The following is a 20,910-nucleotide window of genomic DNA, read 5'->3' on the forward strand; positions in this document are numbered from 1 at the left end:
GTCCAGCGGGGGACGCGCTCACCGGCCCCGCAGCGCCGAGGCGGTCGTGAGGGCCACGAGCAGCATGGCGGCCACACCCAGTCCCGAGAAGCCCACGGCGGCGAGCACGGGACCGGCAAGGGCCCCGCCGGCCGCGCCGCACAGGTTCATCACGAGGTCCGAGGTGCCCTGAAGCCCGGGCCGGTCGTGGGCCGCCACGGACTCGGTGACCATGGTGGAACCGGCCACGGTGGACGCGGACCAGCCGAGCCCCAGCAGGACGAGTGCGGCGAGCACGAACCCGTGCTGGTCCGAGCCCAGCCAGGTGAGCACCAGTGCCGCCACGAGAAGCCCCTGCCCCAGCAGCACCGTGCTCGCACGTCCGATCGTGTCCGCGAGCCATCCGAACACCGGCGAGAGCGCGTACATCCCGGCCACGTGCAGGGAGATGGTCAGCCCCACCACGGACAGCGTGGCGCCGTGGCTGGTCAGGTGCACCGGGGTCATGGACATCACGCTCACCATCACCGCGTGGGACAGCGCGACCACCAGCACGGCTCGCCGCGCCGCGGGCACGGTGCGCAGCAGGGTGAACCCGCCCGCGGGGTCCGGCCTGTTCGCCACGGACCCGCCCCGGGCCAGGGCCACGGCCAGGGGGTCCGGGCGCAGCCCCACGAAGTACACCGCGGCACCCAGGCACTGCGCGCACAGGGCGATCACGAACCCGCCCGTGAACGGCGGCAGCCCCAGCGCGCGGCCGATCGCCTCGCCGGGACCGAAGAGGTTGGGGCCCACCACGGCTCCCACGGTGGTGGACCACACCACCAGGGAGAGGTCCCGCGCCCGCGTGCGGGGGGCGGCCGCGTCCGTGGCCGCGAAGCGGGACTGCAGGTTCAGGGCGGTGCCCGCACCCAGCAGCCCCATGCCCACGAGCAGCACCGGGAGCACGTTCAGGGTCGAGGCCACCACGATGACGGCAGCCCCCAGGACCGCCACGATGGCCCCGGTGGTCAGCGACACCCGGCGGCCACGGCGCTGCGCGAGCCGCGCCAGCGGGATGGCCACCAGCGCGGCACCCAGGGTGTTCATCGTGGACGCCATGCCGGACAGCGCGCTGTTCCCGGAGACCTCGGTGATCAGCAGCGCCCCCAGCGCTAGCGTGGCCCCGGTGCCGAGCCCGCCCAGGATCTGCCCCAGCGCGAGCACGGTCAGCACCCGTTGCTGGAATCCCGGCCCGGGGTCCTGCCGCTCGGCGCTCGCGGCCCGCGTGGTGGCACTCATGACCGCATCATCGCGGACGACGCCGCCGCGCGCCACCGTGCCGCCCGCACCGGGCCCGCCGTGCCGCCCGCATCGGGCCCAGCGTGGCAGCGGGCGCAGCGTGCGGGCGCCAGGGCGGCGGGTTGGTGCGCGTGCGGTGGGCTGGTGTGTCTGCGGTGGGCTGGTGCGTGTGCGGGGGAGACCGGCGCTCCTACCAGGGGCGGACGGCCGGACAGGACCCGGTACGCGGCGCGCGGGGGCTGCGGAGCGGCGTCGTCGTTGCGCGGCCCCGAGCCTGCCCGCATAGGCTGGGGCGCATGAGACAGCTCGGCGACATCTCGTTCCGCACACGCAAGTGGGTCAAGCCCGAGGACCTCAACGCCAACGGCACCCTGTTCGGGGGTTCGCTGCTGCGGTGGATCGACGAGGAGGCCGCGATCTACGCGATCGTGCAGCTGGGCAACCGGCGGGCGGTCACCAAGTACATGTCGGAGATCGAGTTCGTGTCCTCCGCCGTGGAGGGGGACCTCATCGAGATGGGCCTCACGGCCACCCGGTTCGGGCGCACGTCCCTGACCATGCGCGCTCAGGTGCGCAACATGATCACGCGCGAGCTGATCCTGAGCATCGACAAGATCGTGTTCGTGAGCCTGGACGAGAACGGCGAGCCCGTGCCGCACGGCTACACGGAGATCACCTACGACCGTGACCGCATTCCCGCACCCACCAGCCAGAGGAGGCCGCAACCGTGAACCAGCTGACAGCGCAGAGGATCACCCCGTCCTGGATGCACCACGCCGAGGGGCCGTGCTGGAGCCGGACGTGGGGCGGGCTGGCCTGGGTGGACATGCTCGCCGGGGACGTCATGACGTTCACCCCGGAGGACCAGCCGCGCCGGCAGCACGTGGGGGATGTGGCCGCGTGCGTGCGTCCCCGGGCGGGCGGCGGGCAGATCGTCGCCGTGGGACGGGGGATCGTCCTCACGGATGCCACCGGAACGGTGGAACGCGAGATCGGTCTGTGGGACACCCCGGACATCCGCATGAACGAGGGCGGTGTGGCCCCGGACGGCTCCTTCTACGTGGGCTCCATGGCGTACGACCAGGCCGAGGGCGCCGCCACCCTGTACCGCGTGGCCACGGACCTCACGTGGGAGCCCGTGCTCAAGGGCGTGAGCATCTCCAACGGGATTGCGTGGTCCCCGGACGGCACGCTGGCCTACTACAACGACACCCCCACCCACGAGGTCTCCGTGTTCGACTGGAGTGCTGAGGGAGGGCTGCGCAACCGCCGCACGTTCGTGGCTCCCGTGCTGGACGAGCACGCCGCCGCGGCGGCCACGGACCCGGAGGAGACCTACGAACCGGGCAGCGTGTCCGTGAGCCCGGACGGTCTCACCGTGGACTCCGAGGGTGCCGTGTGGGTGGCCCTCAACGGTGCGGGCCAGGTGCACCGCTACCTCCCGGACGGCACCCTGGACACCGTGGTCACGGTGGGCGCCAAGCAGACCACCGCATGCGCCCTGGGCGGCGAGGACCTGCGCACGCTCTACATCACGACGTCGCGCGAGAACCTCCCGGACCACGTCCAGCCCACTGCGGGCTCGCTCTACGCCGTGCGCGTGGCCGTCCCCGGGCAGGTCACCGCGGCGTTCGGGGGCTGAGCCCCCTGTCACGTGCCCCGCGGCTCGGCGGGGCAGTGCGGCGCCGGGCGAAGGGAGGGCGGCGGTTCCGAGGCCTCGTCCCGGTGCCGGGTCTCCCGGCCGCACCGTGTGGGGTGCCCCGCTCGAGACGGCGCCCCGAATGACGGAGCGCCCGGTGCCACGTGGATCGTGGCACCGGGCGCTTCGTCCGTTCCGTCCGGTCCTGCGGAGCTGCCCGTGGGACCGGTCCCCGCTCAGCCGGCCGTGAGCAGACCCGCTCCGGGGATCGCCGCCAGCAGCTGGCGGGTGTACTCCGTCTGGGGATTCTCGAACACGGAGTCGGTGGAACCCCGCTCGACCAGTGAACCCTTCTGCATGACGCACACGTTGTCCGCGATCTGGCGGACCACCGCGAGGTCGTGCGTGATGAACAGGTACGTGAGACCCAGCTCGTGCTGCAGCTCGGCCAGCAGGTTGAGGATCTGCGCCTGCACCAGCACGTCCAGTGCGGAGACGGCCTCGTCGCAGACCACGAGCTCCGGGTTGAGCGCGAGGGCGCGGGCGATCGCCACGCGCTGGCGCTGGCCACCCGAGAGCTCGTTGGGGTACCGGGCGAGCATGGACTGGGGCAGGGAGACCTGGTCCATGAGCTCCCGGACCTTGTTCTCCCGCTCCTTGGACGTCCCCACGCCGTGGACCTTCAGCGGCTCCTCGATCGTGCGGTAGATGTTGTACATCGGGTCCAGGGAACCGTAGGGGTCCTGGAAGATCGGCTGCACCCGGCGCCGGAAAGCGAACATCTCCTTGCCCTTGAGTCGCGCCACGTCCTGGCCGTCGAAGACGATCGACCCGGAGGTGATCGGCTCCAGGCCGAGCATCATCTTGGCCACGGTGGACTTGCCGGAACCGGATTCACCCACCACCGCGGTGGTGGTGCCGCGGGGAATGTCGAAGGACACCTTGTCCACCGCCGTGAAGTCCTCGGACCGGCCCCAGGACCCGCGCAGCTTGTAGACCTTCGTCAGATCCTTGACCTGGACGAAGTCCTGTCGCAGCGCGGTCTGCATGGCCGTCTGCGGGCGCTCCGCGAGCAGGTCCTCGGACTCCTCCCCGCGGGTGCGGGCCACCTCGATGCGCCGGGACGCCAGCGAGGGCGCGGAGTCCACGAGCTTCTGGGTGTAGGGGTGGCGCGGGGTGCGCAGCAGCTGCAGCGCCGGGCCCGCCTCCACCACGCGGCCCTTGTACATCACCACGACCTTCTGGGCGCGCTCCGCGGCGAGGCCCAGGTCGTGGGTGATCAGCAGCACCGCGGTGCCCAGCTTGTCCGTCATGGTCTGGAGGTGGTCCAGGATGGTGCGCTGCACCGTGACGTCCAGGGCCGAGGTGGGCTCGTCCGCGATCAGCAGCCTCGGCTGGCACGAGAGCCCGATCGAGATCAGGGCTCGCTGGCGCATGCCACCGGAGAACTCGTGCGGGTACTGCTTCGCGCGCTTCTCCGCGTCCGGCAGACCGGCCTGGCTCAGCACCCGGGCGACGTCCTCGTCCTTCGCGGGCAGCCCGTTGGCCTTGAGCGTCTCCCGGACCTGGAAGCCCACCTTCCACACGGGGTTGAGGTTGGACATCGGATCCTGCGGGACCATGCCGATCTGGCTGCCGCGCAGCTTGACCTTGCGCTTCTCGCTGGCGTGCGTGATGTCCTCGCCGTCGAAGATGATCTGACCCGAGTTCACGCGGCCGTTGGCGGGCAGCAGCCCGATCGCGGCCAGGGCCGACGTGGACTTGCCCGAGCCGGACTCACCCACGATGGCCACGGTCTCCCCGGGCATCACGGTGAAGTTCGAGTCCTCGACGGCCTGCACCTCGCCCGTGGCGGTGGTGAACGCGATCCCGAGATCGCGGACCTCCAGCAGGGGACGGTTCTTCTCCTCAGACATGTTCATCACTTCTTCCGGGCCTTGGGATCCAGCGCGTCACGCAGCGCGTCCCCGAGCATGATGAAGCTCAGGACGGTCAGCGAGAGTGCCAGGCCGGGCCAAAATACGGGCATCGGGTTCGAGCGGAAGGCGTCCTTCGCGTCCGAGATGTCGTTGCCCCAGCTCATGGTGCTGGCCGGGAGGCCGATGCCGAGGTAGGACAGGGTGGACTCGGCCACGATGAACGTGCCCAGCGAGATCGTGGCGATCACGATCACCGGTGCCATGGCGTTCGGGATGATGTGGCGCACCAGGATGCCGAACGAGGAGACGCCCAGGGAGCGGGCGCTGACCACGTAGTCCGCGTTGCGCACCTCGACCACCGCCCCGCGCATGATGCGCGCGATCTGTGGCCAGCCGAAGAGCACCAGCACCACCACCAGGGTCCAGACCCCGCGGTTGGCCTTGAAGAACGGCAGCTGCATGACCACGAGTGCCCCCAGGATCAGGGGCAGGGCGAAGAAGATGTCACCCAGTCGCGCGAGGATCGCGTCGAGCCAGCCGCCGAAGTAGCCGGCCAGGGCACCGATGATGCCGCCGATGATGACCACACCGATGGTCGTGAACAGGCCCACCATCAGCGAGGCCCGGGTTCCGGCGATCACGCGCGAGTACACGTCGCAGCCCTGGGCGGTGAAGCCCATGGGGTGTCCCGGGGTGGCCTTGCCGTTGGAGTTCTCGAGCAGGCACTGGGTCGAGGCCGCGGAGGGGTCCTCGGTCCAGAACAGCTGCGGGAAGAGGGCCACCACGATCACCAGGACGATCAGCAGCGCCGCGATGATGAAGGTGGGCTTCTTCCGCAGCTGCCGCCAGGCATCGCGCCACAGGCTCACGGGCGCGCCCTCGGCCGAGCGGGAGTCCGTGGCCGCCACGGGAGTCTGTGCCACGTCCGCGACGAAGTGCTCCATCATGACGCCGGTGCTCAGCCCACCCAGGTCCTTCTGGTGGGAGCCGGCCGGGGCGTCGGCGGTCTCCCGGATCTCCCGGGCGGCGGCCTCGTGGGAGCGGGCCTCGGGGTTCAGGTCCCGGCCCGCGGAGTCGTTGTTCTCGAAGTTGTTCTCAGGCATAACGGATCCTCGGGTCGAGCCAGGCGTAGAGGAGGTCAACCAGCAGATTGGCCACGCAGAAGATGATGACCATCACGGACACCACGGAGACGACCATGGGTGCGTCCCCGAGGGTCAGGGCCTTGTACAGCTGATTGCCGATGCCGGGGACGTTGAAGATGCCCTCGGTGACGATCGCGCCGCCCATCAGAGCTCCCAGGTCCATGCCCAGGAAGGTGGCCACGGGGATCATCGAGTTGCGCAGGATGTGCACCCGGATCACACGGCCGCGGGTCAGGCCCTTGGCCGTTGCGGTGCGCACGTAGTCCGCGCTGGCGTTCTCCGCCACGGCGGTGCGGGTCAGGCGCAGCACCTGGGCGAAGGAGACCAGGCCCAGCACGATGCCCGGCAAGATCAGGTCGCTCCAGTCCGCGGCGCCGGAGACCGTGGGTTTCGCGAGCCCCCACTTGACGCCCACGAAGTACTGCATCACGAAGCCGAGCACGAAGATCGGGACGGCGATGACGATCAGCGAGACCACCAGGACGGTCGAGTCGAACCAGCCGCCCTTCTTCAGTCCGGCGTAGAGGCCGAAGGTGATGCCGAAGATGGCCTCGAAGACCAGCGCGATGATCGCGAGTCGGACGGTCGCCGGGAACGCGTCCGCGAGCACCTCACTGATCTCGCGTCCGGAGAAGTTCACGCCCAGGTCACCGGTCAGCAGACCGCCGATGTAGCTGAAGTACTGGACGAAGAACGGGTCGTTCAGGTGGTACTGCTCGGTCAGCGCGGCGGCGACACCGGGCGTGCAGCCCTTGTCCCCGCACAGCGCGTCCAGCGGATCACCGGGGGTCATGAAGACCAGGAAGTAGACCAGCAGCGTGGCTCCGAAGAACACGGGGATCAGCTGCAGAAGTCTTTTGACCAGATACCAGGCCAAGAGTCGCTCCTCTCTGGAACACGGGGACAGGGAGGCGCCAAGGTCACGCGCCTCCCTGCTCCGTGTGCTTTAGGGGGTCAGAAGATCAGTTCGCGGTCTTCTCGACCTTGTAGTACTCGGGAACGCCGTCCCAGCCGGTGCCCACGCCCGAGACGTTCTCGGACCACGCGGTGTTGGCCTGGTTGTACCAGAGCGGGATCGAGGGGAGGTCCTCCAGCAGCATGGAGTCGGCCTCCTGGAACTTCTTCACCCCGTCCTCGGTGCTCTTGGCCTCGAGACCCTCGTTCAGCTTGGCCTCGAACTCCGGGTTGTCGTAGCGGGAGTCGTTGGAGGATGCGCCCTTGGAGAAGGTGGGGCCCATGAAGTTGTACATGGACGGGTAGTCGGCCTGCCAGCCTGAGCGGGTGGCGCCGGTCAGCTTCCCGGCCTTGGCGTCCGTGCGCAGCTCCTTGAAGGTGGAGTAGGACTTGCCCTCCACCTCGATGCCCAGGTTGTTCTTGATCTGGTTGGCGACCGCGTCAACCCACTCCTTGTGTCCGCCGGCATCGGCGTTGTAGGCGATGGTCAGCTTCTGGGACTTGTTGTAGGGCTGGATCTTCTCGGCCTTGGCCCAGAGCTCCTTGGCCTTCTCCGCGTCGAACTTGGTGTTCTCCGAGTTCGGCAGGTCCTCCTGGTAGCCCTCGATGGTGGGGGCGGTGAAGTCGGTGGCGGGCAGGCGCGTCTCGTTGAAGATCACCTTGGTGATCTCTTCACGGTTGATGGACATGGAGAGGGCCTGGCGGCGCAGCTTGCCGGCCTCGCCCTTCCAGTTGTCCTGGTACTCCGGAACGGCGATGGTCTGGATGCCGGCGTAGGGCTTGTCGGAGTAGCGGTCGCCCAGGTCGGACTTGTAGTTGCCCAGTGCCCCGGTGGGCACCTGCTGCAGCACGTCCAGGTTGTTGGAGATCAGGTCCTGGTAGGCCGTGTCCGGGTTCTGGTAGAGCTTGAAGGTGATGCCGCCGTTCTTGGCGGCCTCCGGGCCCTTGTAGTCCTCGTTCTTCACCAGCTCGATGGCGGAGTTGTGCTGCCAGGCGCCGTCCTTGGCCATCTTGTACGGGCCGTAGCCCACGGGGTTCTCGCCGAAGGCCTTCATGTCCTTGAAGGCGGAGGAGGGCATCGGGGCGAAGGCGGTGTAACCCAGGCGCTGCTCGAAGTCCGACTGCGGGGAGACCAGCTTGACGGTGAAGGTGGTGTCGTCCACGACCTTCAGCCCGGACATCTTGTCGTCCTTGCTGCCCTCGGCGGAGACCTTCTCGTAGCCCTCGATCGGCTCGAAGAAGCTCGAGGTGCCCTGGGCGTTCTTGGCCGCGGCGCCGTAGTTCCAGGAGTCCACGAAGCTCTGGGCAGTGATGGCCTCACCGTTGGTGAACTTCATGTCCGGCTTGATCTTGATGGTCCAGGTCTGCTTGTCCTCGGACTCGATGGACTCGGCGAGGTCGTTCTGGGTCTTGCCCTCGGAGTCGTAGGTCACCAGGCCGTTGAAGATCTGCTGGACGACCACGCCACCGCCGGTCTCGGTGGTGTTGGTGGGAACCAGCGGGTTCTGGGGCTCCACGGAGTCCGCGGTGATGATCGCGTTGCCGTCGCCGGCCTCGCCGGAGCTGTTGGAGTCGCCGCCGCCGCCGCAGGCGGTCAGGGCCAGGGTCGCAGCTGCGGCGACACCGAGAGTTTTGGAAATGCGGGAGATGCGCATCTCGCCTCCTTGAAAGCGAAATAGAACAAGACGAGAGCCGATGAAACCAGCTTCCGGGAGTACGGATGGATGTGCCGACGTCCGGTGGTCAGGTTGCCGATCTTGTGGCTCGGAACACTCGGAAGTGTAGCCCAGGTAACTCGCCACGCGGGACGTTCCAGGGGGTTCGCACCCCACGGGTGTCGCGGCCGTGCCCCCCGGCCCGGCGCCCAGGCTGGACGGGGCGCGACGGATCCGCGCGCGGCCCCGGCGTGTCGGGCCACCGCGCGCGTCCCGCACCTGCCGCGGCGGCGTGGCGGGAGCAGGGTCGCGGCAGGGCGCGGATGGGTCGAGAGCACCGCTGCTGAGGTCAGGGCTCCTCACCCACTCCTCGCGGGGCCGGGGCAGGCAGAAGGTGTCATGCGGCCGGGGTCCGGTGCGCGCCGGAGCCGGCCGTGCGGCGTCGTGCTCCCGTGCGACTCCGTCTCATTGCCGCTAGTCTCGTGCCAGAAGACCCATGGTGCTGCCGAGGAGGCCCAGATGAGCGAGACGCACGGAGCGGGGGTGGATGTGGTCACGCGCTCCATCCGCATGCTGGCGGATCACGGGTACACGGAGACCACCGTGGAGCAGCTTGCCCAAGCGGCGGGCATCAGCCGGGCCACGTTCTTCCGCAAGTACGGCAGCAAGGAGGACATGGTCTTCGCGGACCACGCCGCCACCCTGCAGCAGCTGGAGCTGCTGCTGCGCCGCCCGGGGCAGTCGCTCCAGGCCGGCCTCACGGAGGGCGCACAGCTGGTGTTCCGCCACCACCTCGACCACCGGGACCGCGCTGTGGCTCGGCACGACCTGCTGCAGCGCGTGGAATCCCTCCGGGACCGGGAGATCGCCATGTCCTCCCGCTACGAACGCGTCTTCCACGCGTTCCTGCGCCGGGTGCTGCCCCAGTCCCCGGACCGCAGAGTCACCGCGGTGGCGCTCGCCGCGGCCACGGTGGCGGTGCACAACGCCTGCCTGCGCACCTGGCTGCGTGCTCCCCGCCCGGCGCACGGCGAGCAGCTGGTGGGGGTCCTGAGTCAGCGGATCGCGTGGCTGTGCGGTGTGTTCGGGGTGGGTCGTGCCTTCGTGGCGCATCCCGTGGACCTCACCTTCCTACCGCCGGATCTCACCGTGCGGTTCGACGACGCCGCGGCGCCGCCACCCCCGGCACCGGCGCCGGTCGTCGTGGTCGTACCGCAGGGCGAGGACCCGGCCGCCGTGGCCGAGCGCACCGCGCGCTCGGTCTACGAGGCACTGGGCGGACAGTCCGCAGGGTGGGCGAACCCCGGGACCGCGTAGCCCAGGTCGACCGGCCACCCCACGGGTGGCTCTCCCACGTTGTGAGGGGCGGGGTGTCGGGGTGGGTGCGAGTGGCACGAAATGTCTTGACGTGAGACTGCGTCTCAGGGCACACTGACACTCAAACACTGTGGTGCACACCACCCCTCGACCTGACACAGGAGCCCCGCGTGAGCGAACAGTCCTTCCCGTCCACCGTGACCATCGCCGTGACCACCCCGGTGCTGCCGGGACGTGAGAAGCCCATCGCCCTGGTCAGCCTGGACTCCACGGACCCCAACGGTCTCGTGATCTGGGGCTCCCAGGCCATGCGCGATCTGCAGCGGGAGCTCTCCGCGATCGACACCACGCAGGTGGAGGCCGTGGTCGTCACGGGCAACCAGAAGTCCTTCGGGGCCGGTGCCAACCTCAAGGAGATCCGTGCGGCGCAGCTGAGCGGCACCTCGGACGAGTACGTCGGCTCCGGCCACGACGCCTTCGGGGTGCTCGCGGAGATGGACGTGCCCACGTTCTCCCTCATCACGGGAGTGGCCCTGGGTGGCGGCTTGGAGCTCGCGCTGCACACCGACTACCGTCTCTCCATCTCCGGCAAGGCCCCCATGGGTCTGCCGGAGTGCCACCTGGGCTTCTTCCCGGGCTGGGGCGGTGTCCACCTCCTGCCCCACCTCGTGGGAGCGGAGGCCGCGCTGAACATCATCGTGACCGACTCCATGCGCGGCAAGAACCTCAACCCGGCCAAGGCCGCGGAGATCGGGCTCGTGGACGCCGTGCTCGAGGGCGCTCCCGGCTCGGAGCAGTGGGACACGTCCTGGCAGAACTGGGTGGTCGAGGTCCTCGAGGGCAAGCACGAGCCCCGCCGCACCACGGAGGACGCCCAGACCTGGGACGCCGCGGTGCAGAAGGCGGCCGCCAAGGCGGAGCAGGCCTGGCACGGCGCCGCTCCCGGCCCCGTGGCCGCCATCGAGCTCGTGGGCCGCGCCCGCACCGACTCCCGCCTGGAGAACGCGGAGGCCGCGGTCGAGGCGTTCAAGACCATCGTGCAGTCGGAGCCCGCGCGTGCCTCTCTCTACGCGTTCGAGCTCGTGAGCGCCCGCAGCAAGCAGGCCGCCAACGTCCCGGACGCTCCCGTGCGGGAGATCAAGAAGGCAGCCGTGATCGGCGCGGGTCTCATGGCGGGTCAGCTGGCGTCCCTCATCGCGCAGGGTGCCCGCATTCCGGTGGTCATGACGGACCTGGACGACGAGCGGCTGGCCGCCGGTGTGCAGCGCACCCGGGACCGGTTCACGGCCCAGGCCAAGAAGGGTCGCATGACGGAGGAGCAGGCCGAGCAGCTCGGCGCGCTCATCACGGGCGCCCGGAGCCCGGAGGACCTCGCGGACGCGGACTTCGTCATCGAGGCGGTCTTCGAGGAGCTGGACGTCAAGCGCCAGGTCTTCGCGCAGTGGGAGCCCGTCATCAAGGAGGACGCGATCCTCGCCACGAACACCTCCTCGCTGTCCATCACGGCCATGGGCCGGGACCTCCAGCACCCCGAGCGGCTCGTGGGCTTCCACGTGTTCAATCCGGTGGAGGTCACCCCGCTGCTCGAGATCGTTGCGGGCGAGAAGACCGACGACTCCACCCTGGCCACCGCGTTCGACCTCGCCGCCAAGCTGCGACGGATCGCGGTTCGGGTGGAGGACGCCCCGAGCTTCGTGGTCAACCGCGTGCTCACCCGCATGTTCGACGAGATCGGCCGCGCCATGGATGCCGGGGGAGACCCGCAGGCCGTGGACCACGCCCTGGATCCCATGGGTCTGCCCATGACCCCGCTGCAGCTGCTGGACTTCGTGGGTCCCGCGGTGCTGGTGCACATCACCCACACCATGAACGACGCCTACCCGGACCGGTTCACCCTCTCCCCGTGGCTCGACGCCGTGGCGGACGCCGGCCTCAAGAACACCCTGCCGACGCGCGGCGAGACGTCCGAGACCTACCTCTCCGAGGGTGCGAACGAGGCCCTCGAGCGCACCCGCCGGGACAGCGGCGTCGCCGCACAGTCCGGTGACGGCGCGGACGGCGAGCTGCTCACGCGCGTGCAGGATGCCCTCGCGGACGAGATCGGCCACATGTTGGACGAGGGCGTTGTCGCCACCGCCCGGGACATCGACCTCTGCATGATCCTGGGGGCCAACTACCCGTTCCACCTGGGTGGCATCACCCCGTACCTGGACCGCTGCGGCGCCGCCGAGCGTGTCCGGGGCGCCCGGTTCGACGCCGCCCAGCAGTAGCACTTTCCAGAAGGACTGAGGAGTCACCATGAGCAAGGACAGCACGGAGACCACTGGCATCACCATCAGCCACCCGGAGGACTTCCCCACGGGCACCCTGGAGCCGCACTACGACCTGAACGAGCCCCTGGCCACGGACGAGGCCGGGATCTTCGAGGGCATCACGGAGGAGGACCGCGCGCACCAGCTGCGGGCCAGGACCTTTGTGCAGGAGGACGTCCTGCCCGTCATCGCCGAGTACTGGGACCGCGGCGAGTACAACCTCGACCTCGTGCGCCGCATGGGCGAGCTCGACCTGCTCCGCGACGGCGTGGACGTGCCCGGCATGCCCCCCATGTCCAAGATGGCCGCCGGCCTGGTGGCCATGGAGCTCTCGCGCGGTGACGGCTCCATCTCCACGGTGTCCGGTGTCCAGGGCGGGCTGGCCATGCGCTCGATCGCCCTGTGCGGCAGCGACGAGCAGAAGCAGCGCTGGCTGCCGGACATGGCCACTGGCAAGCTCCTCGGTGCGTTCGCGCTGACCGAGCCGGCCCACGGCTCCGACTCCATCGGGCTCGAGAGCAAGGCCACCCCGGTGGAGGGCGGATACATCCTCAACGGCGCCAAGAAGTGGATCGGCAACGGATCCATGGGCGGGATCACCGTGGTGTGGGCACGCAGCGACGAGGACGGCGCCGTCCACGGGTTCGTGGTCCCCCAGGAGTCGGAGGGCTACACGGGCACCACCATGAAGGCCAAGCTGGCCCTGCGGGCCATCCACCAGGCTGAGATCACGCTCGAGAACGTCTTCGTGCCCACGGAGAACGTCCTGCCGCACGCCAAGAGCTTCCGGGACACCTCCGCTGTGCTGTTCGCCACCCGCATCGGGGTGGCCTGGGCCGCGGTGGGCCACGCCCAGGCGTGCTACGAGACCGCGGTGCACTACGCCAAGCAGCGCCACCAGTTCGGGCGCCCGCTGGCCGCATCGCAGATCGTGCAGGAACGGCTCACCCGCATGCTCAGCGAGCTCACCCAGATCCAGACCCTCGTGATGGCCATGGCCCGCAAGGAGGAGGCCGGGACGCTCAGCGGTCCGCAGGCCTCGCTGGCCAAGTACACCGCCACGCGCACCGCGCGCCAGGTGGCCATGAACGCCCGGGACCTGCTGGGCGGCAACGGCATCCTCATGGAGAACCGTGTGGCACGGCACTTCGCGGACATCGAGGCCATCCACACGTACGAGGGCACCGAGACGGTCCAGGCGCTCATCATCGGCAAGTCCGTCACGGGGATCTCCGCCTACAAGTGACCCGGCGGGGTGTGCCCCGACCGCCGACTCCTCAGGAGCACCATGTTCGCCAACACCGAGCCCATGACTCCCCTGCGCTTCCTGGAGCGCAGCGCGGAGGTCTTCCCTGATCGCCGTGCGGTCGTGCACGGGTCCCGGGAGTGGACCTACCGGGAGTTCCAACGGGACGTGCACCGCTTCGCCACGGCGCTGCTGCCTCTGGTGGCCGGGGCGCAATCCCCCGGACCCGAGGGGTACCGCCGGGAGGAGGACCCGGCGGAGGGAACGTCCCGAGCGGCGTCGTCGACCAGCGAGGAGTTCCAGGGGGTGGATCTTCTGGAGCGGGACTGGCCCACCGTGGCCATGGTGGCCCCCAATGTGCCTGCCGCGCTCATGGCGCACTACGCGGTGCCCGCGGCCGGGGCCGTGCTGGTGCCGCTCAACCCGCGGTTGAGCGCTCGGGAACTGAACTACATCCTCGAGCACTGCGGGGCCCGCGTGGTCCTCGCGGACGTCTCAGCGCTGGAGACCGTGGCCGAGGCGCTCGCGAACCGTCCCGGGGTCGCACTGGTGCAGATTCCCGACGACCAGGCGGGCCTGCCGGCCGTGCGGGACGGGGTGGGAGCGGGCGTGCCCACGCTCGAGGAGTTCCTGGACGGCACGCCATCGGCTCCGCCCCAGACCGAGGGCACCGCCGGCGGGGCAGTGCGCTGGGCCGTGGCGGACGAGAACACGCCCATCACCCTGAACTACACCTCGGGCACCACGGGCAGGCCCAAGGGAGTGCTGTACTCCCACCGGGGGGCGTACCTGAACAGTCTGGGTGAGGTGTTCCACAACGGCTTCACGGGCGAGACCCGGTACCTGTGGACCCTGCCCATGTTCCACTGCAACGGGTGGTGCACCACGTGGGCCGTGACGGCCGCCGGCGGTACGCACGTGTGTCTGCGAGCGGTGCGCCCGGACGCCATCTGGCAGGCATTCGACCAGGAGGGCATCACCCACCTGTGCGGCGCCCCGGCGGTGTGCTCGGTGATCGTGGATGCGGAACAGGCGCACCCCCTGGAACATCCCATCCGCATCACCACGGCGGGAGCCCCGCCCGCGCCGAGCATCATCGAGCGCCTGGAGACCGCCGGTTTCGAGGTGGTCCACGTGTACGGGCTCACCGAGGTGTTCGGCCCCATCACCATCTGCGAGCCCCAGGAGCAGTGGCGGTCCCTGTCCGCGTCAGACCGGGCGCGGCAGATGTCCCGGCAGGGAGTTGCCATGATCCAGGCGGAATCTGCTCGGATCGTGGATCCCGACATGCAGGACGTCCCCGCAGACGGGGAGACGCTCGGGGAGGTCGTGCTCCGGGGCAACAACGTGATGATCGGCTACTACAGGGATCCAGAGACCACACGCGAGGCGTTCCGGGGCGGCTGGTTCCACACCGGGGACCTCGGGGTGATGCACCCGAACGGGTACATCCAGCTCACGGATCGCGCGAAGGACGTGATCATCTCCGGAGGCGAGAACATCTCCTCGATCGAGGTGGAGCAGGCGCTCTACTCCCACCCGGACGTTCTGGACGTGGCCGTGGTGGGGGTGGCCCACGAGAAGTGGGGGGAACGACCTGTGGCCCACGTGGTGCGGGCAGGCGGCTCCCAGGTCACGGAGGACGAGCTGCGTGAGCACGTGCGCTCGCAGCTCAGCGGATTCAAAGTGCCGGACACCGTGACCTTCAGCGACGAGCTGCCCCGCACGGCCACGGGCAAGGTACGCAAGAACTTGCTGCGCAACTGACGAACTTGGCGGCCCCAGTGCCGCTGGCACGGGACCACGCGCCGGCGGGGGAGGTTGCGCCCCAGCGAGGGAGCCCCACTGGGCAGGGCAAACGCCGTTTTGCACAGGTCAGCGGCCGTGTGTAATGTATTCCGAGTCGCCGCAAGGACGGACAGCCGAGAGCTGGCCTGGACGGTCGACCAGCCCCCTTCCTCCACAGGAACCAACCGCGTGAGAACGTCGAGTTGCGGACCGGATGAGGAACGGATAAGCTAGTCGAGTTGCCAACAGGACAGCACGAGAGCTTCCGAATCACGGCAACGCAAACTTCCAATCCGAAGCCCTGGATCAGGGTTTAGATGTGGTGTGTTGTTTGTCAACTCAATAGTGTGTCTAGTTTGTTGATACCAGAAGTTTTATATTTTTGGTTGAGGCCCAGCATCTTTTCAGGTGTTTTCCCGTTTCCTGGGGTGTTGGGTGTCAGCTGGGATCCCACCGTACCGCGTTTCGCGTGGTGGGTGGTTTCTGTTGAATTTTTTGACGGAGAGTTTGATCCTGGCTCAGGACGAACGCTGGCGGCGTGCTTAACACATGCAAGTCGAACGCTGAAGCTTGGTGCTTGCACTGGGTGGATGAGTGGCGAACGGGTGAGTAATACGTGAGTAACCTGCCCTTGACTCTGGGATAAGCCTGGGAAACTGGGTCTAATACTGGATACGACATGTCACCGCATGGTGGTGTGTGGAAAGGGTTTTACTGGTTTTGGATGGGCTCACGGCCTATCAGCTTGTTGGTGGGGTAATGGCTCACCAAGGCGACGACGGGTAGCCGGCCTGAGAGGGTGACCGGCCACACTGGGACTGAGACACGGCCCAGACTCCTACGGGAGGCAGCAGTGGGGAATATTGCACAATGGGCGAAAGCCTGATGCAGCGACGCCGCGTGAGGGATGACGGCCTTCGGGTTGTAAACCTCTTTCAGCACGGAAGAAGCGAAAGTGACGGTACGTGCAGAAGAAGCGCCGGCTAACTACGTGCCAGCAGCCGCGGTAATACGTAGGGCGCAAGCGTTGTCCGGAATTATTGGGCGTAAAGAGCTCGTAGGCGGTTTGTCGCGTCTGCTGTGAAAGCCCGGGGCTTAACCCCGGGTGTGCAGTGGGTACGGGCAGACTTGAGTGCAGTAGGGGAGACTGGAATTCCTGGTGTAGCGGTGAAATGCGCAGATATCAGGAGGAACACCGATGGCGAAGGCAGGTCTCTGGGCTGTTACTGACGCTGAGGAGCGAAAGCATGGGGAGCGAACAGGATTAGATACCCTGGTAGTCCATGCCGTAAACGTTGGGCACTAGGTGTGGGGAACATTCCACGTTTTCCGCGCCGTAGCTAACGCATTAAGTGCCCCGCCTGGGGAGTACGGCCGCAAGGCTAAAACTCAAAGGAATTGACGGGGGCCCGCACAAGCGGCGGAGCATGCGGATTAATTCGATGCAACGCGAAGAACCTTACCAAGGCTTGACATACACCGGACCGGGCCAGAGATGGTCTTTCCCCCTTGTGGGGCTGGTGTACAGGTGGTGCATGGTTGTCGTCAGCTCGTGTCGTGAGATGTTGGGTTAAGTCCCGCAACGAGCGCAACCCTCGTTCTATGTTGCCAGCACGTGATGGTGGGGACTCATAGGAGACTGCCGGGGTCAACTCGGAGGAAGGTGGGGATGACGTCAAATCATCATGCCCCTTATGTCTTGGGCTTCACGCATGCTACAATGGCCAGTACAATGGGTTGCGATGCCGCGAGGTGGAGCTAATCCCAAAAAGCTGGTCTCAGTTCGGATCGTGGTCTGCAACTCGACCACGTGAAGTCGGAGTCGCTAGTAATCGCAGATCAGCAACGCTGCGGTGAATACGTTCCCGGGCCTTGTACACACCGCCCGTCAAGTCACGAAAGTTGGTAACACCCGAAGCCGGTGGCCTAACCCTTGTGGGGGGAGCCGTCGAAGGTGGGACTGGCGATTGGGACTAAGTCGTAACAAGGTAGCCGTACCGGAAGGTGCGGCTGGATCACCTCCTTTCTAAGGAGCACTGTGGCTGGCCGTGTGGCCGGCGCCCACGATCCTCACCGTTGTGGTGGGGGTGTGGTTGATGCTCATGGGTGGAATATCAGCAAGCGGACATGCTGCTCCCTGACACGGGAACACGACCGGGCACGAGTTCTGGTGGTGGTGTTGGGGTGGTGGTGTGGTGGCACATTGTTGGGTTGTCGATCAACACGCTGGTGTTGGTTGGTTTCCCGCAGCACCACGAAGCTGGGACGGTTGTTCTGGTGGGGTGGTGCTGGTGGGTTGTTGTTTGTCAACTACATAGTGGACGCGAGCATCTTTGACGCCGCGCACCCTGTTGGGGTGTGTGGTGTGTTCTTTGATGATTTATTTGTGTTGTGTGGCGTATAAGTTGTTACGAGCACACGGTGGATGCCTTGGCATCAGGAGCTGATGAAGGACGTGGAAATCTGCGATAAGCCTCGGGGAGCTGATAAACGAGCTGTGATCCGAGGGTCTCCGAATGGGGTAACCCGGCTGCGTGTTATGCGTAGTCACTCGTATCTGAATTCATAGGGTGCGAGGAGGAACGTGGGAAGTGAAACATCTCAGTACCCATAGGAAGAGAAAACAACAGTGATTCCGTGAGTAGTGGCGAGCGAAAGCGGATGGTGGCTAAACCGGTTGTGTGTGATACCTGGCGAGGGTTGCATGATCGGGGTTGTGGGATGCGTTGTTCCTGGGGTCGCCACCCTGGGCGCTGTGGCGTGGTGGTAGTCGAACTGGTGGTGAGTGCCAGACCGTAGGGGGTGTGAGTCCCGTAGACGAAACTGTCATTGTCGTGGTGTGACGTTCTCCCGAGTAGCACGGGGCCCGTGAAATCTCGTGTGAATCTGCCAGGACCACCTGGTAAGCCTGAATACTTCCTGATGACCGATAGCGGATCAGTACCGTGAGGGAATGGTGAAAAGTACCCCGGGAGGGGAGTGAAATAGTACCTGAAACCGTGTGCTTACAAGCCGTTGGAGCCTTTAGGGGTGACAGCGTGCCTTTTGAAGAATGAGCCTGCGAGTTAGTGTTACGTCGCGAGATTAACCCGTGTGGGGTAGTCGTAGCGAAAGCGAGTCTGAATAGGGCGTTGTGAGTGGCGTGATCTAGACCCGAAGCGGGGTGATCTACCCATGGCCAGGTTGAAGCGCGTGTAAGAGCGCGTGGAGGACCGAACCCACTTCAGTTGAAAATGGAGGGGATGAGCTGTGGGTAGGGGTGAAAGGCCAATCAAACTCCGTGATAGCTGGTTCTCCCCGAAATGCATTTAGGTGCAGCGTTGCGTGTTGCTTGCTGGAGGTAGAGCTACTGGATGGCTGATGGGCCCTACAAGGTTACTGACGTCAACCAAACTCCGAATGCCAGTCAAGTTGAGCGTGGCAGTGAGACTGTGGGGGATAAGCTTCATAGTCGAAAGGGAAACAGCCCAGACCATCAACTAAGGCCCCTAAGCGTGTGCTAAGTGGGAAAGGATGTGGAGTTGCTTAGACAACCAGGAGGTTGGCTTAGAAGCAGCCACCCTTGAAAGAGTGCGTAATAGCTCACTGGTCAAGTGATTCCGCGCCGATAATGTAGCGGGGCTCAAGTACACCGCCGAAGTTGTGGCATGACACCGTATAGCTGAGCCGTTTGTGGTTGAGGTGGTGTTGTGGGTAGGGGAGCGTCGTTGGGGTAGTGAAGCTGCGGGGTGACCCAGTGGTGGAACCTCAACGAGTGAGAATGCAGGCATGAGTAGCGATAGACGGGTGAGAAACCCGTCCGCCGGATGATCAAGGGTTCCAGGGTCAAGCTAATCTGCCCTGGGTGAGTCGGGACCTAAGGCGAGGCCGACAGGCGTAGTCGATGGACAACGGGTTGATATTCCCGTACCGACGAAGAACCGACCCTACTGAACCGGGGATACTAACCACCCGAACCACCATGACCGTGTGCCCTTGTGGTACGCGGGGTGTGTGGGGAGCGTGGGACCTGATCCGGGGAGGTAAACGTGTTAACAGGTGTGACGCAGGAAGGTAGCCGAGCCAGGCGATGGTTGTCCTGGTCTAAGCATGTAGGGTGACCCGTTGGTAAATCCGCGGGTTGTGTGCCTGAGATGTGATGGGACTCTCTTAGGTGAGGGAATTCGGTGATCCTATGCTGCCAAGAAAAGCATCGACGTGAGGTTCTAGTCGCCCGTACCCCAAACCGACACAGGTGATCAGGTAGAGAATACTAAGGCGTTCGAGAGAATCATGGTTAAGGAACTCGGCAAAATGCCCCCGTAACTTCGGGAGAAGGGGGGCCCTGTCTGGTGAGCACACGTGCTGTGTGAGCTGGGTGGGGTCGCAGAGGCTAGGGGGAAGCGACTGTTTATCAAAAACACAGGTCCGTGCGAAGTCGTAAGACGATGTATACGGACTGACTCCTGCCCGGTGCTGGAAGGTTAAGAGGACCTGTTAGACCCTTGGGTCGAAGCGGAGAATTTAAGCCCCAGTAAACGGCGGTGGTAACTATAACCATCCTAAGGTAGCGAAATTCCTTGTCGGGTAAGTTCCGACCTGCACGAATGGAGTAACGACTTCCCTACTGTCTCAACCATGAACTCGGCGAAATTGCAGTACGAGTAAAGATGCTCGTTTCGCGCAGCAGGACGGAAAGACCCCGAGACCTTTACTATAGTTTGGTATTGGTGTTCGGTGTGGCTTGTGTAGGATAGGTGGGAGACTGTGAAGCTATCACGCTAGTGGTGGTGGAGTCGTTGTTGAAATACCACTCTGGTCACTCTGGACATCTAACTTCGGCCCGTGATCCGGGTCAGGGACAGTGCCTGATGGGTAGTTTAACTGGGGCGGTTGCCTCCTAAAGAGTAACGGAGGCGCCCAAAGGTTCCCTCAGCCTGGTCGGCAATCAGGTGTTGAGTGTAAGTGCACAAGGGAGCTTGACTGTGAGAGTGACAGCTCGAGCAGGGACGAAAGTCGGGACTAGTGATCCGGCGGTACATTGTGGAATGGCCGTCGCTCAACGGATAAAAGGTACCTCGGGGATAACAGGCTGATCTTGCCCAAGAGTCCATATCGACGGCATGGTTTGGCACCTCGATGTCGGCTCGTCGCATCCTGGGGCTGGAGTTGGTCCCAAGGGTTGGGCTGTTCGCCCATTAAAGCGGTACGCGAGCTGGGTTCAGAACGTCGTGAGACAGTTCGGTCCCTATCCGCTGCGTGCGTTGGAAATTTGTGGAGGCCTGTCCTTAGTACGAGAGGACCGGGACGGACGAACCTCTGGTATGTCAGTTGTTCCGCCAGGAGCATCGCTGATTAGCTACGTTCGGGATTGATAACCGCTGAAAGCATCTAAGCGGGAAGCTTGCTCCGAGATGAGATTTCCTAACCCCTTCGAGGGGTGTGAGGTGCCCAGTAGACGACTGGGTTGATAGGCCAGGTGTGGAAGCGTTGCAAGGCGTGGAGCTGACTGGTACTAATACACCGAAGACTTATACACACACAAACAGTCATCAAGTGTGGTGTTCGCGTTCACTATGTGGTTGACCACCAACAACCCTCACCCCACGGGGGGACACGCAACCCGGGCCCGAGAGCCCGGGCCGGCGAGGGCCGGGGGGCGTGTTCCGGTGAGGTGGTTCGGGTAGTGTGGTTGG

At 65.9% G+C, this 20,910-nt stretch carries 12 protein-coding genes and 2 rRNA genes; 9 read left to right on the plus strand and 5 right to left on the minus strand.

The window, feature by feature from the left end:
• Positions 1-18 precede the first annotated feature (18 nt).
• On the minus strand, positions 19-1,260 hold the full coding sequence (locus P8S73_RS08515) for an MFS transporter (protein WP_244246311.1): 1,242 nt from the start codon (positions 1,258-1,260) through the stop codon (positions 19-21).
• A 296-nt stretch (positions 1,261-1,556) separates the two neighbouring features.
• On the opposite strand from P8S73_RS08515, the gene P8S73_RS08520 reads away from it, so the two are divergent.
• Positions 1,557-1,991 carry an acyl-CoA thioesterase gene (locus P8S73_RS08520; protein WP_135010649.1) on the plus strand — a complete coding sequence of 145 codons (435 nt, stop codon included), beginning with the start codon at positions 1,557-1,559 and terminating at the stop codon, positions 1,989-1,991.
• Positions 1,988-2,902: an SMP-30/gluconolactonase/LRE family protein gene (locus P8S73_RS08525; protein ID WP_135010650.1), complete on the plus strand. Its 915-nt coding sequence runs from the start codon at positions 1,988-1,990 to the stop codon at positions 2,900-2,902. The genes P8S73_RS08520 and P8S73_RS08525 overlap by 4 nt, the downstream gene beginning before the upstream one ends.
• Before the next feature lie 233 nt (positions 2,903-3,135).
• On the opposite strand, the gene P8S73_RS08530 is transcribed toward P8S73_RS08525, so the two are convergent.
• From P8S73_RS08530 to P8S73_RS08545, 4 genes are all read right to left on the minus strand, one after another.
• On the minus strand, positions 3,136-4,815 hold the full coding sequence (locus tag P8S73_RS08530; protein ID WP_371441075.1) for a dipeptide ABC transporter ATP-binding protein: 1,680 nt from the start codon (positions 4,813-4,815) through the stop codon (positions 3,136-3,138).
• 5 nt (positions 4,816-4,820) lie between these two features.
• Complete coding sequence (locus tag P8S73_RS08535; protein ID WP_019310765.1) at positions 4,821-5,921, minus strand: ABC transporter permease; 1,101 nt, start codon at positions 5,919-5,921, stop codon at positions 4,821-4,823.
• Complete coding sequence (locus P8S73_RS08540) at positions 5,914-6,840, minus strand: ABC transporter permease (protein ID WP_070637516.1); 927 nt, start codon at positions 6,838-6,840, stop codon at positions 5,914-5,916. The genes P8S73_RS08535 and P8S73_RS08540 overlap by 8 nt, the downstream gene beginning before the upstream one ends.
• An 85-nt stretch (positions 6,841-6,925) precedes the next feature.
• Positions 6,926-8,572 carry an ABC transporter substrate-binding protein gene (locus tag P8S73_RS08545; protein WP_039100639.1) on the minus strand — a complete coding sequence of 549 codons (1,647 nt, stop codon included), beginning with the start codon at positions 8,570-8,572 and terminating at the stop codon, positions 6,926-6,928.
• A 519-nt stretch (positions 8,573-9,091) separates the two neighbouring features.
• On the opposite strand from P8S73_RS08545, the gene P8S73_RS08550 reads away from it, so the two are divergent.
• The 7 genes from P8S73_RS08550 (at position 9,092) to P8S73_RS08580 (ending at position 20,753) form a co-directional block, all read left to right on the plus strand.
• Entirely contained in the window at positions 9,092-9,889 is a 798-nt protein-coding gene (locus tag P8S73_RS08550) for a TetR/AcrR family transcriptional regulator (protein ID WP_019310762.1), read from the plus strand.
• A 170-nt stretch (positions 9,890-10,059) separates the two neighbouring features.
• Positions 10,060-12,159 carry a 3-hydroxyacyl-CoA dehydrogenase NAD-binding domain-containing protein gene (locus tag P8S73_RS08555; protein ID WP_070637518.1) on the plus strand — a complete coding sequence of 700 codons (2,100 nt, stop codon included), beginning with the start codon at positions 10,060-10,062 and terminating at the stop codon, positions 12,157-12,159.
• A 28-nt stretch (positions 12,160-12,187) separates the two neighbouring features.
• Positions 12,188-13,447: an acyl-CoA dehydrogenase family protein gene (locus P8S73_RS08560; RefSeq protein ID WP_039100637.1), complete on the plus strand. Its 1,260-nt coding sequence runs from the start codon at positions 12,188-12,190 to the stop codon at positions 13,445-13,447.
• 42 nt (positions 13,448-13,489) lie between these two features.
• Complete coding sequence (locus P8S73_RS08565) at positions 13,490-15,214, plus strand: AMP-binding protein (RefSeq protein ID WP_019310759.1); 1,725 nt, start codon at positions 13,490-13,492, stop codon at positions 15,212-15,214.
• A 516-nt stretch (positions 15,215-15,730) separates the two neighbouring features.
• Positions 15,731-17,261 (plus strand): 16S ribosomal RNA (locus P8S73_RS08570).
• 80 nt (positions 17,262-17,341) lie between these two features.
• Positions 17,342-17,572, plus strand: a complete 231-nt coding sequence (locus P8S73_RS08575) for a hypothetical protein (protein WP_396350340.1) — start codon at positions 17,342-17,344, stop codon at positions 17,570-17,572.
• A 61-nt stretch (positions 17,573-17,633) separates the two neighbouring features.
• Positions 17,634-20,753, plus strand: a 23S ribosomal RNA gene (locus P8S73_RS08580).
• Together the 16S and 23S rRNA genes form the textbook arrangement of a ribosomal RNA operon.
• Positions 20,754-20,910 lie beyond the last annotated feature (157 nt).

Source organism: Kocuria sp. ChxB, from assembly GCF_044359605.1.
Classification (GTDB): Bacteria; Actinomycetota; Actinomycetes; order Actinomycetales; family Micrococcaceae; genus Kocuria; species Kocuria rhizophila.

Bases quoted from the DNA above. Each gene is read 5' to 3' on its own strand.
- P8S73_RS08520 (WP_135010649.1), top strand. From the start codon at position 1,557: ATGAGACAGCTCGGCGACATCTCGTTCCGCACACGCAAGTGGGTCAAG.
- P8S73_RS08565 (WP_019310759.1), top strand. From the start codon at position 13,490: ATGTTCGCCAACACCGAGCCCATGACTCCCCTGCGCTTCCTGGAGCGC.
- P8S73_RS08535 (WP_019310765.1), bottom strand. From the start codon at position 5,921: ATGCCTGAGAACAACTTCGAGAACAACGACTCCGCGGGCCGGGACCTG.
- P8S73_RS08550 (WP_019310762.1), top strand. From the start codon at position 9,092: ATGAGCGAGACGCACGGAGCGGGGGTGGATGTGGTCACGCGCTCCATC.
- P8S73_RS08515 (WP_244246311.1), bottom strand. From the start codon at position 1,260: ATGAGTGCCACCACGCGGGCCGCGAGCGCCGAGCGGCAGGACCCCGGG.
- P8S73_RS08530 (WP_371441075.1), bottom strand. From the start codon at position 4,815: ATGTCTGAGGAGAAGAACCGTCCCCTGCTGGAGGTCCGCGATCTCGGG.
- P8S73_RS08545 (WP_039100639.1), bottom strand. From the start codon at position 8,572: ATGCGCATCTCCCGCATTTCCAAAACTCTCGGTGTCGCCGCAGCTGCG.
- P8S73_RS08560 (WP_039100637.1), top strand. From the start codon at position 12,188: ATGAGCAAGGACAGCACGGAGACCACTGGCATCACCATCAGCCACCCG.